Origin of the sequence: Microbulbifer sp. SH-1 (assembly GCF_011326135.1) — a bacterium.
Lineage (GTDB): Bacteria > Pseudomonadota > Gammaproteobacteria > Pseudomonadales > Cellvibrionaceae > Microbulbifer > Microbulbifer harenosus.
Genome location: NZ_CP046948.1, coordinates 1325378 through 1341386, shown reverse-complemented (window position 1 = coordinate 1341386; position 16009 = coordinate 1325378). Strand labels below are relative to the sequence as shown.

General features: G+C 59.2%; 10 protein-coding genes. 5 read left to right on the top strand and 5 right to left on the bottom strand.

All coding sequences use genetic code 11. From position 1 onward, the window contains the following. Positions 1-966 carry a DUF58 domain-containing protein gene (locus GNX18_RS05890; protein WP_138234676.1) on the bottom strand — a complete coding sequence of 322 codons (966 nt, stop codon included), beginning with the start codon at positions 964-966 and terminating at the stop codon, positions 1-3. A 12-nt stretch (positions 967-978) separates the two neighbouring features. Then, entirely contained in the window at positions 979-1938 is a 960-nt protein-coding gene (locus GNX18_RS05885; protein ID WP_138234675.1) for a MoxR family ATPase, read from the bottom strand. Between the two features lie 276 nt (positions 1939-2214). Between GNX18_RS05885 and GNX18_RS05880 the strand changes: the two genes are divergently transcribed. Both GNX18_RS05880 and GNX18_RS05875 read left to right on the top strand, forming a co-directional pair. Then, on the top strand, positions 2215-7101 hold the full coding sequence (locus tag GNX18_RS05880; protein WP_166220398.1) for an NAD-glutamate dehydrogenase: 4887 nt from the start codon (positions 2215-2217) through the stop codon (positions 7099-7101). A 119-nt stretch (positions 7102-7220) separates the two neighbouring features. Continuing rightward, complete coding sequence (locus GNX18_RS05875) at positions 7221-8261, top strand: quinone-dependent dihydroorotate dehydrogenase (protein ID WP_166216143.1); 1041 nt, start codon at positions 7221-7223, stop codon at positions 8259-8261. 133 nt (positions 8262-8394) lie between these two features. Here the strand turns inward: GNX18_RS05875 and rmf are convergent, their stop codons facing one another. Next, positions 8395-8598, bottom strand: coding sequence for a ribosome modulation factor (gene rmf, locus GNX18_RS05870; protein WP_138234673.1), 204 nt, complete (start codon positions 8596-8598; stop codon positions 8395-8397). Between the two features lie 359 nt (positions 8599-8957). Between rmf and rlmKL the strand changes: the two genes are divergently transcribed. Then, positions 8958-11174 (top strand): bifunctional 23S rRNA (guanine(2069)-N(7))-methyltransferase RlmK/23S rRNA (guanine(2445)-N(2))-methyltransferase RlmL, encoded by a 2217-nt coding sequence (gene rlmKL, locus GNX18_RS05865; RefSeq protein ID WP_166216140.1) that lies wholly within the window; start codon positions 8958-8960, stop codon positions 11172-11174. Between the two features lie 22 nt (positions 11175-11196). Here rlmKL and GNX18_RS05860 read toward each other — a convergent pair whose 3' ends face one another. Both GNX18_RS05860 and GNX18_RS05855 read right to left on the bottom strand, forming a co-directional pair. Beyond that, positions 11197-13551 carry a bifunctional serine/threonine-protein kinase/formylglycine-generating enzyme family protein gene (locus GNX18_RS05860; protein WP_166216138.1) on the bottom strand — a complete coding sequence of 785 codons (2355 nt, stop codon included), beginning with the start codon at positions 13549-13551 and terminating at the stop codon, positions 11197-11199. 21 nt (positions 13552-13572) lie between these two features. Then, complete coding sequence (locus GNX18_RS05855; protein WP_166216124.1) at positions 13573-14571, bottom strand: PP2C family serine/threonine-protein phosphatase; 999 nt, start codon at positions 14569-14571, stop codon at positions 13573-13575. A gap of 289 nt (positions 14572-14860) precedes the next feature. Here GNX18_RS05855 and GNX18_RS05850 point away from each other — a divergent pair, with 289 nt between their 5' ends. Both GNX18_RS05850 and GNX18_RS05845 read left to right on the top strand, forming a co-directional pair. Beyond that, complete coding sequence (locus GNX18_RS05850; protein ID WP_138234669.1) at positions 14861-15736, top strand: FHA domain-containing protein; 876 nt, start codon at positions 14861-14863, stop codon at positions 15734-15736. A 2-nt stretch (positions 15737-15738) separates the two neighbouring features. Next, positions 15739-15993 carry a glutaredoxin family protein gene (locus GNX18_RS05845; protein ID WP_138234806.1) on the top strand — a complete coding sequence of 85 codons (255 nt, stop codon included), beginning with the start codon at positions 15739-15741 and terminating at the stop codon, positions 15991-15993. The last annotated feature ends 16 nt before the right edge of the window (positions 15994-16009 follow it).

Below are 16009 nucleotides of genomic sequence, written 5' to 3'. Positions count from 1 at the left end.
TCACGCCGGCCTCCGGCCATTGGTCGCTGTGCGCTCACCGTAGCGGTTGAGTAGAACCGGGACCACGGGCTGGGTATTGTCGAAATCCAGCAGCGGCAAATGCAGACGGCGGCAGAGTTGCGCGGTTTGTTCGCGCGCCCGCGCCTGGTCCTGGGCAAACTGCTGGCGCAGCCCACGGCTGGATTTGCCAAGGAAGGTGCGCTGCCGGCCATCGCTGATGGTCAGCGCCTGATCAGGCAATTGCTGCTCAAGGGGATCGGTAATACGCAGTACCTGCATGTCGGCGTGGCGGGTGAGCAGATAGAGTGGTTGCTCGCAGCTTTCGTCGAGATCGTGGCAGTCGCTGATCAGAAACAGGGCGCTGCCGGGGCGGGCGATGCGACGGGCTTCTTCCAGCAGAACGCTGAGCCGCTGGCTGCCGCCGCTGGCGATCGGGCTCTGCAATGCGCAGGCGGTCTCGACCATGCCATGGATTGCGGCGAGCACGGCGTGGTGACTGCGGCGCGGGCGCACCGTGTCTACATCTCGGTCCGAAAACAGCAGGGCGCCGATGCGGTCGCCGTGTTGCAAGCCAGCCCAACACAGTGCCGAGGCGATACTGCAAGCAGCCACGGACTTGAACGCATTCTGGCTGCCGAAAAACATCGGCGAGCGCAGGTCCAGCAGGATCACCACCGGGCGCTCGCGCTCTTCCTGAAACAGTTTGGTGTGGGTCTTGCCTGTGCGTGCGGTTACGCGCCAGTCGATGGAGCGCACGTCGTCGCCGGGCTGGTAGTAACGTACTTCCTCAAAATTCATGCCGCGACCGCGATAGCGGGTCAGAAGATTGCCGGCCTGGTCGCTGCGATTAAGACGCGGCTTGAACAGGCGCAGCTGGCGGGCGATATGGCGCAATCGCACCAGCGGCGCCACTTCCGGGTAGGCGCCGCGCAGGTTCAGTTCGCTGTGGTTGATCGCTTTCTGCACTTCCTTCAGACCCTAGATCGCCGGTACCTGTTGCAGCAGGCGGCGTATGACCTGGTCGGCGTTGGCGCCGGCGGCTTCCGCTTCAAAACTCAGCAGCAAGCGATGGCGCAGCACGTCTGGTGCGATTGCCATCACATCGTCCGGGGTTACATAGTCGCGCCCGGCGAGCCAGGCATAGGCGCGCGCGCAGCGGTCCAGTGCGATGGTGGCACGGGGGCTGGCACCGAAATCGAGCCAGGAGGCTAGTTCCGCGTCGTAGCGTTGGGGCTCCCGGGTGGCGATAACCAGTTGCACGATATAGGTCTCCACCGCCTCCACCATTGTCAGGTCGAGGATCTCTTTGCGGGCGGCGAAGATGGTGTCCTGACTGACCACCGCTTTGGGATGGCTTTCCCCAAGGCTTGCCTCGGCACGGGCCAGTTGCAGAATTTTTCTCTCCGATTCCGCGTCGGGATACGAGAGATTGACCTGCATCAGAAAACGGTCGAGTTGGGCTTCTGGCAGTGGATAGGTGCCTTCTTGCTCAATGGGGTTCTGGGTGGCCATCACCAGAAAAAGACTGGGCAGCGCATAGGTTTTGCGACCCACACTGACTTGCCGCTCCGCCATGGCCTCCAGCAGCGCGGACTGCACCTTCGCCGGGGCGCGGTTGATTTCATCGGCGAGAATCAAATTATGGAATACGGGGCCGGGTTGGAAATGGAATTCTCCGGTTTCCGGGCGGTAGATATCTGTGCCGGTAATATCCGCCGGCAAAAGATCCGGCGTGAACTGCACCCGGTGAAAGTCACCCTCGATGGCATCCGCCAGCGTCTTGATGGCTTTGGTCTTAGCAAGACCCGGTGCGCCTTCTACCAGAAGGTGTCCGTCGGCGAGCAATCCGATGAGAATCCGATTGACCAAAGTTGCCTGGCCAATAATCTGCTGTTCCAGCCATTCACCCAGAATTTTTATCTGCTCGCGTGTGTCCATATCGTCACTTCTTTTGCCAATTTCCTGTTTCAATACGCTGCCCGGGATGAGGGGCTAACTATCATTAGAGCATCTCTATATATAGCCACTTGTCCGGTTTTCGCGGGCCGGTTGATTTTAGCGGCGATGCGCTGCGAGGCAACCGCTATGCTCGCTTGGGCGACCTCAAGGCGGCAAAGTAGACAACAAAACTGACGTTTTGTTCTACGTTAATGCAGCAAATTTAGCATTCTTGCCCGCGATGGTGATCGCGGCGACGGGAGGAAGCACGTGAATATGGCGACGGTCATTACCGATAGCCGGGAAGAACTGCTGGCGCAGGTCAGCGGATTCATCCGCGAGAAGCTGGGGGACAAGGCAGAGCCGGTGACGGCCTTTGCGGAGCAGTTTCTGAACCAGTACCCGCTGGAGGACCTCTCCGGGCGGCGCCTGGTGGATGTATATGGATGCATCTATACCTGCTGGGACTTCATCCAACAGCGCGCCGCCGGCGAACCCAAGATCCGGGTGTTCAACCCGCGCCTTGAGGAGCAGGGCTGGGAATGTTCCCACACCGTGGTGTGTGTGCTGCAACGGGACATGCCGTTTCTGGTGGATTCGGTGCGCATGGAGATCAACCGTCGCAATACCGTCATCCACTCCATCAAAAGTACCGTGATGCGATTGCAACGGGGCGACGATGGCCGCCTGCACCAGCTTTTGCCTGTGGGGCGCAAGCTGGAAGACGAAGCCGCGGGCGATCCCGGCGTCTCCAGCGAGGCGCTGATTTACCTTGAAATCAACCTCGATACCTCTGCGTCCCATGCGTCGGATCTGGCCCGCGCCATTCGCGAGATCCTCGGCGATGTGGAACTGGTCGTGGACGACTATGTGCCTATGCTGGACACTTGTGCAGCCATGGAAGACCAGTTGCACGCCAGTGTTGCGGATAATGATGCCCATCTGGAAGAGGCCGCAGCTTTCCTGCAGTGGATGCGCGATGGCAACTTCACTTTCCTCGGTTATCGCGAGTACGAATTCAGTCAGGAGGGTGACAAGAAAATCCTGTGCGAGGTGGAAAATCGCCGCCTGGGGATTTTCAAGAACCTACAGCAGCCTGCGGAGCCGACACCGGAATACGCCTTCAACGAGGGCAAGCAGCGCTTCTACCAAGGGCCGAACTTTCTCACCTTTGCCAAGTCTTCGGTGAAATCCCGAGTGCATCGAGCGGCCTATTCGGACTACGTGAGTATCAAACGCTACGACGCCAATGGCGAGGTCATCGGTGAGTCCGCATTCATGGGGCTTTACACCTCGCCGGTGTACACCGAAAGCCCGGCGAAGATCCCTATCATCCGCCGCAAGCTGGCCTCAGTGATGGAACAGAGCGGCCTTGCGCCTCACAGTCACGACGGCAAGGCGCTGAAGCGGATTCTCGATACCTTTCCCCGGGACGAACTGTTTCAGAGCAGCACCAAAGAGCTGTTTGAAACCACCCTTGGGGTGCTGGCGATGAACGAGCGCGCGCGTCTGAAGCTGTTCATGCGCAAAGACCCCTTTGGCAAGTTCGTCTCCGCCATGGTGTATGTCCCGCGCGACCAGTTCAACAGCGAGGTGCGGGAGAAAATCAGCAACCGTATCGCCCGCTCGGTGCACGCGCTGGATTCCGATTTCACCACCTATTTTTCCGAGTCCATCCTCGCCCGCGTACATCTGGTATTCCGGGTCGACCCCAATGAGCCCGTAGAATTTGATGTAGCGCGACTGGAGGCGCAAATCGTGGATATTACCCGCAGTTGGGAAGATGTTTTCCAAAGAGCTCTGATTGAAACCCACGGTGAGGAAGAGGGCAGCCGACTGATCAGCACGTTTGGCCAGGCTTTCCCAGCGGGTTACCGCGAGGATTTCGAGCCACGCATTGCCGTACAGGACGTGAACTTTATCCGCGAACTGAGTGGCGACAGCCGCGTCGCCATGAGCTTCTATCAGCCGATCGGCGCCGAGCCAGGCAGCCTGCGTTTCAAGGTGTTCAATCTGGGGAGCGGCCTGACGCTATCCGATGTGATTCCGGTGTTGGAGAATCTCGGCCTGCGGGTAATGGGCGAATTCCCCTATACCATCCGCCCACAGGGGCAACAGGATGTGTGGATGCACGAATTCCATCTGGAATTCGGCCTGCCGACGCGCATCGACGCGCAGGCGTCCCGCGCCCTGTTCCAGGATGCATTTGCAGCGATCTGGGACGGCGTTGCCGAGAGCGATTCCTTTAACCGCCTGGTGCTGGCGGCGCGTCTCAACTGGCGCGAAGTTACTATGCTGCGCGCCTATGCTCGCTACCTGAAGCAGACCAAGTTCAGCGCGAGCCAGTCCTACATTGCCGCCACACTGGCGAACCATGTGGAAATCACCCGCAACCTGGTGGCGCTGTTCCGCGCCATGTTCGACCCGCGTATCAACAGCGCGGATCGCCAGGACCAGTCGCGGGTGGAGCGCCTGATCAAGAAGATCCACGAAGGTCTGGATGCCGTCGACAACCTGAACGAAGATCAGGTCATCCGCCGCTATCTGGATCTTATCCGCGCAACCCTGCGCACTAACTTCTTCCAGCTGGACGATCACGACCAACCGAAGGATTACATCTCCATTAAGTTCAGCCCGCGCAATATCCCGAATATTCCCGAGCCGCGCCCGGAGTTCGAAATCTTTGTTTACTCGCCGCAAGTGGAAGGCGTGCACCTGCGCGGCGGCAAGGTGGCCCGCGGCGGGTTGCGCTGGTCCGATCGCCTGGAGGATTTCCGTACCGAAGTGCTGGGTCTGGTGAAAGCGCAGGCTGTGAAGAATGCGGTGATCGTTCCCAGTGGCGCCAAGGGTGGTTTCGTGGTGCGTCGTCCGCCGGCAGATAACAGCCGCGAGGCGTTTATCGAAGCCGGCATCAGGTGCTACAAGACCTTCATCCGCGGCCTGTTGGACGTTACCGACAACCTGAAAGATGGTGAGGTAATTCCGCCGGAGCGCGTGATCCGTCGCGATGAGGACGATCCCTATCTGGTGGTCGCCGCGGACAAGGGCACCGCGACCTTCTCGGATATCGCCAACGGTATCGCCGCCGAGTACGACTTTTGGCTGGGGGATGCCTTCGCGTCCGGTGGCAGTAACGGCTACGACCACAAGAAAATGGGTATTACCGCGCGCGGCGCCTGGGTTTCCGTGCAGCGCCACTTCCGCGAAATGGGTATCAATGTCCAGGCGGAAAACTTTTCTGTGATTGGTATCGGCGATATGGCGGGCGACGTGTTCGGCAACGGTATGCTGCTTTCCGAACATATTTGCCTGAAAGGGGCTTTCAACCACCTGCACATTTTTGTCGACCCGACTCCGGATGCCACCAGCAGCTTTATCGAGCGCAAGCGTTTGTTCGAGCTGCCGCGTTCCAGCTGGGCGGACTACAACCGCAGTCTCATTTCCAAGGGTGGCGGTATTTTCGAGCGCCGCGCCAAGTCGGTAAAAATTACCCCGGAAATGCAGCAGGCGTTTGATATCAAGGAAGACCAGTTGACGCCCAATGAGCTGATCAGTGCGATGCTGAAAGCACCTGTGGACCTGATCTGGAACGGGGGTATAGGTACATACGTTAAGGCGACCAGCGAGAGCAACGCGCAGGTGGGCGATAAGTCCAACGACAACCTGCGGGTCAATGGCAACCAGCTGCGCTGCAAGGTATTTGGTGAAGGCGGCAATCTGGGTATGACCCAGCGTGGACGCATCGAGTTCTCCCTGAACGGCGGTCGCTGTAACACCGACTTTATCGACAACGCCGGCGGTGTGGACTGTTCCGACCACGAAGTGAACATCAAGATCCTGCTGGACAAAGTGGTCGCCAATGGGGATCTCACCGACAAGCAGCGCAACCAGCTGCTCGGCGAAATGACCGAGTCGGTGGCGGAGCTAGTTCTGGACAACAACTACAACCAGACCCGCGCGCTGAGCGTGGCGGAATACCAGGTGGGCGATCGGTTCGACGAATATCGCCGCACCATCAACTCGCTGGAAGCGGAGGGCCGCCTCCGCCGTGCACTGGAATTCATTCCAGACAACGATACCCTGAATGACCGCCAGAACAAGGGCCTGTATCTTACCCGCCCTGAACTCGCCGTACTGATCTCTTATGTAAAGGTGAAGCTGAAAGAGGAGCTCTTGCATGCGCGCATCATCGACAATGCGCGGGTGCAGGAGGCGGTCGAGTCCGCTTTTCCGCCGGCGCTGGTCGCGCGCTACAAAGGGCTGGTGTACGACCACCAGTTGCGCCGGGAAATTGTCTCCACCCAGGTGGCTAATGAACTGGTCAACAGTATGGGGATCACCTTCTATCACCGCATCAGCGGCGCGACCGGTGCGGATATCGACACCATCGCGGCAGCCTATATTAGTGCGCGAGATGTGTACCTGATGCCGGAGTTCCAGGAGGGCGTTGCGGCGCTGGATTACAAGGTGCCGGCGGAGCTGCAGATGCAGTTGATGAACTCCATGATCGGCCGTGTGCGCCGTGCGACCCGCTGGTTTGTGCGCAACCGCCGCGCTGACCTGGACCCGGCACAAGAGCGCGAACTGTTCCTGGAGCCCGTGCAGCGGGTTATCCGCGCCTTGCCGGAAGTGCTGAGCGGTGAACCGTTGCATGAATGGCAGCGTCGCCATGATCAGTTCCTTGAGGCGGGTGTTCCGGACAACCTGGCGATGCTGGCTGCATCCCCCACCTACCTGTTCTCCGCACTGGGTATTTCCCAGTCGGCCCGTGCCAGTGACCGCCCGGTGGAAGAGGTGGCAAAAATTTACTTCGCGCTGGCCGACAAACTGGGGCTCTACTGGTTCGGCAACCAGATCATCGAACTGCCGGCGGAGAGCTTCTGGCAGTCGCAGGCGCGGGAGACCAGCATGGACGATCTCGACAGCCAGATCTCCAAACTCGCCATTCACATCCTGCGCCTGGCCGGCGATGACGGGCTGGATATCGACAGTGCCGTCGCGCGCTGGGTGGATATCATGGCCCAGCCGATCCAGCGCTGGGAGAATCTGGTCAAGGAGCTGAAGTCCTCACCGCTGGGCGACTTCGCCATGTTCACCGTCGCCCTGCGCGAGCTGATGTACCTGGCCAACGCCACCGCCGATCAGGAATCCCTGACGGTCTAAACGTACCGCTATTTCCGGCCGGAAATTTCCGCCGGAAATCCGTACAATACGCGAGCCCGCCCACAGAGATCACTCCGTGGGCGGGCTCTCATCGTTTGGATTGCTATAAAAGGAAGCCCATGTACCAGCATCTGCGCAAAGCTCTGTTTGCGCTGGACCCGGAGCGGTCTCATCACCTTTCCCTCGATGCCATCGGTGCCGCCGAGCGCCTCGGGCTCATGTCGCTGTTTGCCAAGCCGGTTCCGGACGACCCGGTGGAGCTGATGGGGTTGACCCTGCCAAATCCGGTAGGATTGGCCGCGGGCCTCGACAAGAATGCTCAGGCCTTTAACGGCCTTGGTGCGCTGGGGTTTGGCTTTGTGGAAGTGGGCACGGTCACGCCGCGGCCACAACCCGGCAACCCGCAGCCGCGCCTGTTCCGCCTTCCGGAGGCCGAGGCCATCATCAATCGCATGGGGTTCAACAACCTGGGCGTGGATTACCTGCTGGAACAGGTAAAGCGGCGTCGTTACTCCGGGGTCCTGGGAATCAACGTCGGCAAAAATTTCGATACCCCAGTGGAGAAGGCCGCGGATGATTACTGTCTGTGTATGGAGAAGGTGTATACCCACGCGGATTACATCACCGCGAATGTGTCGTCACCGAACACCAAGGGGCTGCGGGATCTGCAATTTGGTGACAGCCTGAGCCGGCTTTTGAGCGCGCTCAAGGAGAAGCAGCAGCAGTTGGCCTCACAGCACGGGCGCTATGTGCCACTGGCTGTGAAAATCGCCCCGGACATGGATAGTGACGCCATCGCCCAGGTGGCCAGAACCCTGCGCTCACATAACATCGACGGCGTTATTGCTACCAACACCACCATCGACAAATCGTCGGTTGCGCATCTTGAGCACGGCGCCGAAGAGGGTGGTTTGAGTGGTCGCCCGCTGACCGAGCGATCCACCGAAGTAGTCCGCACTTTATCAGCGGAACTCAAAGGTGAAATTCCTATCATCGGCGTTGGTGGGATTTTTGACGGTGAATCCGCCGCGGACAAGATCCGTGCGGGGGCTACCGCGGTGCAGATTTACTCGGGTTTCATCTACCGTGGACCAGAGGTGATTCGCGAGGCGGCTGCAGCCATCGCCGAGCTGCACAAGGGACGGGTGGTTTCCGGTTGAAGCACCTGTAACAATCCCGGGCAACCATTCTTTAGGCTGCCCGGGATTTTCAGTGGCACTGGCCAAGGGTGTTTGCTGGCCAGTGATGTTTAAGGGTGTTTGAAAGCGGCTCTGAAAAATACTAGGCGGCCAATTACATGTTGGCTAAACGCTGAGCCTGCGCCGCACGCCCGAATCCACTCCAGTAATCCTGCCGACCCTGTCGCCATCCGTTTACCCATTCCTGATGTAAGGATCCGTTTTCGTGCGGACAACTGTCGTGGTTTCTGCCCTCCATGGCAGCAACGTAACCTTTGTGAAAAGCTCTATCGTTGGGATTACGTTTTTGGCGTTTCATAGATGCGATACCTCTGGCAATTTTTAGCGGTTTCTGACCTTCCTGGTCCGATCTCCCAATCTTGATTCCGAATCAAATTTTCCCCCTTTTACAGAATCCAGCTTATTGTGGAATCTGCCTTGCTAGAAGAGTTGCAGCCAACCTGAGGGGTGTGTACCGGTGCGACCTAACCTTTATAAAAACGGTATTTCCTAGACAAAAACGTACTAGCGACTCCGGTGGCCCGTACATCGCGTCGTTATAGGGAGAATGCCATCCTGGTTTCCGGTATGCTTGCGGCCTGCCGAACGCGGACTGGCTAAAACACCGCGATTGTTATTGCCAGAATCCCCATCCACTGATTGACCGAGATCGAACCTTTGACTGCTCAGTTTTCTTTCACCGCCACTTGCCCAAAAGGGCTCGAAAATCTGCTCGCCGACGAGCTTCGCACCCTCGGCGCCGAGGTGGAGCGGGAGCAGCCGGCTGCCGTGCGGTTTAACAGCGACCTGGCGATGGCGTACCGCATCTGCCTATGGAGCCGTCTTGCCAACCGTGTATTACTGAATCTGGGTTTGGCACGGGTCGCAGACGCGGAAGCGCTGTATCAGGCTGTGGTCGACATTCCCTGGGAGGAGCACATCAGCCCTACCGGTGTACTCTGGGTGCAGTTTTCCGGCACTAACCGAGAAATCCGCAACAGCCAATTCGGTGGGCAGAAGGCGAAGGATGCCATTGTCGATCGCCTTCGCTCCGCCACCGGTGCGCGCCCGGATGTGGACAAGCGGGACCCCGATCTGACCGCTATGCTACGCCTGCACCGGGACAGCCTCGAAATTGCTATCGACCTGTGCGGCGACAGCCTGCACCGCAGAGGGTACCGCACTCACATTGGTGCTGCGCCGCTGAAAGAAAACCTCGCCGCTGCGCTGTTGATGCGCGCAGGCTGGCCGCAGATTGCCGGGCAGGGGGGCGCCTTGCTTGACCCCATGTGTGGCTCCGGCACTTTTCTGGTGGAGGGGGCACTGATGGCCGCCGATGTGGCGCCAGGCATCATGCGCGAAGGATTTGCATTCGAGCGCTGGCTGAACCACCAAAATGACCTGTGGCTGCCATTACGTGAAGAGGCGCTGCAGCGACGCGCGGACGGCCTGGCGAGAACCCTGCCGGAAATTCGCGGCTACGATGCAGATGCCAAAGTGCTGTTTGCAGCGGAATCGAATATTGCCCGCGCCGGTTTGGAGAAACATGTGCGCGTCAGCTGTCGACCGGTTGCTGCGTTCAAGGCGCCGAGCCACCGCGAAGTACAGCCGGGTCTGGTGATTACCAATCCGCCCTATGGCGAGCGTCTCGGCGAGCAGGAGGCGCTGCGTGAAACCTACGCAGAACTGGGGCGTCAGCTGAAGCAGGAGTTCGGCGGCTGGAAGGCCGCCGTGTTCACCGGTAACCCGGAACTCTGTCACTCCATGGCGCTGCGATCGCACAAGCAGTACAAACTGTTCAACGGCAGTATCCCCAGCCAGTTGCTGTTGTTTGATATCCACCAGCAGAGTGAAGGTGAGCAGGGTGGCGAGCAACATGGTGGAAAACCCCGCGCGCAACTCTCCGAAGAGGCGCAAATGGTGGCCAACCGGTTGCAGAAAAACCTGCGCACTACGGGCAAGTGGGCGCAGAAGAGTGGCATTAGCTGTTACCGTCTGTACGATGCAGATCTGCCGGAGTATTCGGCGGCCATTGATATTTATCGGTCGCTTGAAGGGCAGACATACGCCCACATTCAGGAGTATCGAGCGCCGGCAAGTATTTCCGAGGAAAAGGCGCGCCGCCGCCTGAGCGACCTGGTGCGTGCGACCCGGGAGGTACTGGATCTGTCCGCGCGCCATGTGTCGATCAAGGAGCGCCGTCGCCACAGCCACAAGGAGAGCGGCAGCCAGTACCAAAAGCGCAACGAAACCAATGCGCGGAGAGAGTCCAACGCGGAATTCTGGGTTGACGAATACGGTGCGCAGCTGGAAATCAACCTGTGGGATTACCTGGATACCGGGCTGTTTCTGGATCACCGTCCGGTACGTCAATACTTGCGACAGATTACCAACGGCAAAAAACTGCTCAACCTGTTCTGCTATACCGCCACTGCGACTGTGCAAGCGGCACTCGGCGGTTGCCCGGAAAGCACCAGCGTTGATTTATCCAAAACATACCAGGCCTGGGCGCAGCGCAATTTTCGCCAGAACCGCCTGGACCCTTATCGCCACCAGCTCGTCGAGGCAGATTGCCTACAGTGGCTACAGGCCGCGCAGCAGAACCGGCGCGGCCATTACGATGTGATTTTTCTCGACCCACCTACGTTTTCCAATTCGGCGAAAATGCAGGGCGTGCTCGATATTCAGCGGGACCATGTCGATTTGATCCGCCAGTGCATGGCGCTTCTGCGTCCAGGTGGCACCTTGCTGTTTTCCAACAACCTGCGCAGTTTCAAGATGGATGAGAACTTGCTGGATGAGTTCGCGGTGGAAAACCTGTCGTCCAGACTGCTGGACAAGGATTTCCAACGCAATCCGAAAATCCACAATGTGTGGGAAATTCAGGCGAAGTAACCCGAAACAGGACGGAGCTGGGTTACAGCTCCATCACGAGTCGGAAGCCCACTTCTTTTGAGCTGGCCTGCTCGCTGAGACCGGTGCGGTAGTCGGAGCTGATATTGCGCAGCGGCTCGCGCATAGAGCCGCCGCGTACAACGCGCAGCTCGCAGTTTTTCAGCTGTACAGGGCGCGCATCGCCGCGGTGATTGGTGAAGTCGCCGAGGAAACAGTCCTGTACCCATTCCCCCACATTGCCCGCGGTATCGTACAAACCGAACTCGTTGGCCTTGTAGTTGCCCACCGGTGCCGTAGAGGTGGTGAACAGGGTGTTGAACTCACTGGCACAGCCGCGGCGGCAATTGGCTTTCCCTTTCGCACTACCGTCCCCCCACCAGAAGGGAGTGGTGGTACCGGCGCGCGCTGCATATTCCCATTCCGCCTCGCTGGCCAGTCGATATTTCTGACCACTCTCCTCGCTCAGCCAGCTGGCGTAGCGCTGTGCATCCTGCCAGCTGATATTCACTACCGGCCGTGTTCCCCGGCCCCAATTTTCATCACTGGGCAGGGCGCGCCCGCTGGCCTTGGCGAAGCGGTCGTAATCGTTGAACGTAATCTCTTGGGCGCCGATGGCATAGGGTTTATTGATGGATATCTTATGTTCGGGACTGGTGAACGGGCGCTGATTGTTACCCATGGTGAAACTGCCGGGAGAGATTACGACCATCTCCGGTCCACGACCACCGGACCGCAGTGGTGATTGAAAAGTCCTGCCTGGGAAGTATTTGCGCTCCAATTCAACCGCCAGATTGATATCGGCAGTACTGATCTCGATCCAGCGGCGCACGGTGCTGTAGCCTGGCTTGCTTACCTCAATATCGTAGCGTCCCGGCTCCAAAGCGATGCCTGGTGTATATCTCGGAACGATGTTCATGATGCGAATACGCGCATCGTCCGGCTTGACGGAAACCAACAGCGAAAAGGTCGCGGGTGCTTGTTTGGACACCGGTGCACTGGTGGGCTCGGGTTTGGACACCGGAACCGGAATACTGTCAGCAATATTCTCTGTAGGCACCCCCGGCTTGGTAATCGGCGGTGACGCGGAGATGGGTGTACCTGTTTCCTCGCGCAACGCCGGTTGTATCAGATTCGCCGATGTCTCGGTCGCGGGTGAATTCTCTTGAATGGCCAGCGCTGTGTCGGCCGGTGAGTGCGCCACGCTTTCCACTGATTCCGTCGCCGTGCGGGAGGTGGTTGTTGCGGACCACTGGGGATTTTTGCCCCAGATGATCAGCGTCACCACCGCGGCAGCGCCAATAACCGTCGCCAGGCGCCAGGAGCGGCGCTTGCTGGGCGTGTTCTGCTGCAGCACCTGCTGGAAGCGCATGATGGTCTGCTGCTCCGCCCGGGGGTTCTGTTGGTGCAGTGGCTTGTCTCGCCAGCGTGCCCAGGCGGCACTGAGCCGGTCGCACAGGGTACCGTAGAGTGTCATTAACAGCGCCCGCAACAGGCTGGAAACACGCACGGAGGTGTTGTTGAGTTTGGTGGCATTGCCGGGGGGCTTACCTTCCAGCGCCGCCAGCAGCTGATCTATCGCATCCACTACATCCAGGCCACGCTGATAGCGCTGATCCGGATCTTTGGCGAGGAACCGGTCGATCAGGCCCTGGTACAGTGAGTGTCGGGCGGGCAAACGCGGTATCGGATCGGTCAGGTGTTTGATGGCGATGGCCACCGCTTCTTCCGCCTGATAGGGCACGGCACTGGTGAGCATCTCGTAGAGCACCACGCCAAGGCTGTAGAGGTCTGCGCGACCGTCTACGGCGGCACCGCGCGCCTGCTCCGGGCTCATATAGTGGGGGGTGCCCACCACCATACCGGTGCTGGTCATGCGTGTGGTGCGGGCCACAGCGCGGGCGACGCCGAAATCCGTAAGCACGGCGGAGCCGTCTTCACGGAACAGGATATTTTCCGGTTTCAGGTCCCGGTGCACGTAGCCCTTGTTGCTTGCGTGATCCAGCGCCATGGCAATCTGGCGAGTGATATGCAGGGCTTCCAGAGGTTCGATGGCGCCGCGGGTGAGGGCATCCGCTACCGAGCCACCGGGCAGGTAATCCATGGCGATATAGTTGAGGCTGCGATAGCGGCCGATATCGTGGATGGCAACGATATTGGGGTGGGAGAGCTGGCCAACGATATTGGCTTCCCGCTGAAAGCGCTCACTGAAAATTGGATCGGCGTTCAGTACAGGCGACATGACCTTGAGCGCCACCTGGCGACCCATGCTGCGCTGGGTGGCGAGGTAGACTGTGGACATGCCTCCCTGATTGATCTTCTTCAGGATCTGATAGCCGGGAATTTCCAGCGAGGCGACACCGCTGCTGACAACTTCCATTCGCGCCCGTCCCCAGTTCCGTTAACCGTTCAGCAGCTGCCAGGCTGCGTAAATACCCAGTGAAAAAATAATCGCAAGGGTGGCGATCCTGGCAACCAGTGTGCCGGGAGACGAAAACAATTGCCGGGATGCAAGTGGCTGGGGCAGTGTGCGGGAGTTCAGGTTTTCGTTGTTTGCCGTCGCTGAATCCGGCGAGTTGATGACTTGAACGGTGATGTTGTCGCGTCCACCGGCATCCAGCGCCGCGGCGACCAATAGTTCGCTGGCGCGTTGGTTATCCGGTGTGTTTGCCAGGATCTGACAGATTTCTTCCAGGCCGACATCATTACTCAGGCCGTCACTGCACAGTAGCAATTTTTGTCCGGGGTTCCAGGCAAATGATGCGCGGTCGATCTCAAGTGTCGGATTTGCAGAGCCGCCGATACAGCGTGTGATCACGTGACGATTGGGGTGGCTCGCAGCCTCTTCCTGGTTGATGGCTCCCGAATCCACCAGCATCTGCACGTAGGAGTGATCTATGGTCAGCTGCTTGAGCGTGCCGTGAGGTGTTTTGGTGTCGTCTTGATTGTCGGCATCAGTGGCCGGCGGCGTCCACAGATAGGCGCGGCTGTCGCCGACCCAATAGATATGAAAGTAATTCCCGTCTTCCGCCACCACCACGGCGGTGGTTCCCATGGCGGTTGAGTTTGTCTCTTCCCCGGCGAGCAACGCATGAGCGCGGCGCAGGGCCTGTTCGTAGTGCCGGTCGGTGGCGGAGGAGCGCTGGATTTCTTCCACCACGGTCTGGCTGGCAATTTCTCCCGCGTGGTGGCCGCCGAGGCCATCGGCCACGACCCAGATACCTCGAGACTCGTCGCCCCAGAAGGCATCCTCATTCTGCTCACGGCGATAGCCCGGGTGGGTTGCGCCGGCACTGCGCACCGTTGCGCGGGCGGCGGGGCGGCTTACCTCGCTGGCAGGTTCTTTACCACCGGTATTTCCGCTGGTACCGACGTTGGCATCTACCTTGGCTTCACTCACTGGTATACAACTACCTGTTACCTGTCGTTATTGTCGCAAGTGCAAAACCGCGCAAATCCTTGCGGCTTTCGACACTTCCATACTAGAGCCTGCCGGCATTGTAAGCTGCAAACCGATTCACAGGCCAATGAAATTGGCCGTGATAAACTTCCCGCAGCGGGGTTCTCAGATACCCGTAGTTGCGTCTCCGCCGACGCGCGATCTGTTGGTCGATAGATTCTTAATTGGTTCGCTAGCGGCCTTGGTTGAAAAATGTACGCCGTTCTACGCATTCGAGGAAGCCTGGACAATGCTGAAACTTTGTGATGTCAAAGATGCCAGTCAAAGTGTATGGCTGGTGGCACCCAAGGTCACAATCGGCCGGGGCAGCCAGTGTGATCTGACACTGACGGACGCTTCGGTAGCAAAACTCCACGCGGAGATTCTTGTCGATGGGGAAGAGCTGGAGCTGCGCAATCTGGCTGGAAACGGTCAGATATCCGTCAATGGGAAATTGATCGACGGCAGTTGCCGGCTGCATCGCAACGACCGGGTGCAACTGGGTGAACGGAATCTCGCGGTGGTCGATCCTAAGATCACCCGGCTCAAGGCTGCTGGCACGAACGCGAATGTTTCCTGGGCGCTGCGCGCCAATCATCCCGCCATCGTCGGGCGGGTGTTCCCGGTGCGCGAGAGATCCGTGGTGGGGCGCTCGGATGAATGTGACCTGACCTTCGCAATGTCCCACTTGTCCCGTCGGCACGCGCGCCTCGAAGTACGCGAGGGGCTGCTGTTTGTGGTGGATCTGGGCTCTGCCAACGGCACCTTCCTCAATAATCAGCGGATCACCGAATCCCGCGTGCGCCGCGGTGATGAGTTGCGCTTTGACAGTCTCAGTTTCAGCGTGGTGGGCCCCGCCGACGATATCGACAAAACCACGGTGCGGCAGGCCGTTCCGCTGCCGGAAGCGGCGCGTCAGAGCGCCGCGTTAGCGCAGGCCATTGACAGGGCGCGCACGCGCTCGACGACATCAGTGCCGCCGCACTCTGAGTTTCCGCCGGTCTCGTCTCTGGGCTCCAGCGACGTCACCGGTGTCCGGGGGTACGTTTGGATCTGGATTTGCACGCTGTTGGCGGCGGCCGCCGCCGGCGGCTATTTCTGGGCCCAAAGCCAGGGGATGATTTGAACGTGTCGCAACGCGCGCTGTTTTTTTATACCACCCTCGGCTGCAGCCTGTGTGAAAAGGCAAAGCCGGAGATCTGGCCGCTGCTGGAAAAGTTTGATCTGCGTCTGCAGCCGGTGGACATTGCCGATGACGAGGAGCTGACGCGGCTCTTTGGCTGGAGTATTCCCGTGGTGGGGCTCGGCGAGGTCGAGGACGTCCTGTGCTGGCCATTTACCACCAGCGAACTGGCGTCCTGGCTTTCGGCCCGGCTGTCATGAGCGTTTATCCAGCACG

Excerpts from the sequence above, each read along its gene's own strand:
- GNX18_RS05885 (WP_138234675.1), bottom strand. The coding sequence starts at position 1,938 with ATGGACACACGCGAGCAGATAAAAATTCTGGGTGAATGGCTGGAACAG.
- GNX18_RS05880 (WP_166220398.1), top strand. The coding sequence starts at position 2,215 with ATGGCGACGGTCATTACCGATAGCCGGGAAGAACTGCTGGCGCAGGTC.
- GNX18_RS05875 (WP_166216143.1), top strand. The coding sequence starts at position 7,221 with ATGTACCAGCATCTGCGCAAAGCTCTGTTTGCGCTGGACCCGGAGCGG.
- rmf (WP_138234673.1), bottom strand. The coding sequence starts at position 8,598 with ATGAAACGCCAAAAACGTAATCCCAACGATAGAGCTTTTCACAAAGGT.
- GNX18_RS05860 (WP_166216138.1), bottom strand. The coding sequence starts at position 13,551 with ATGGAAGTTGTCAGCAGCGGTGTCGCCTCGCTGGAAATTCCCGGCTAT.
- GNX18_RS05850 (WP_138234669.1), top strand. The coding sequence starts at position 14,861 with ATGCTGAAACTTTGTGATGTCAAAGATGCCAGTCAAAGTGTATGGCTG.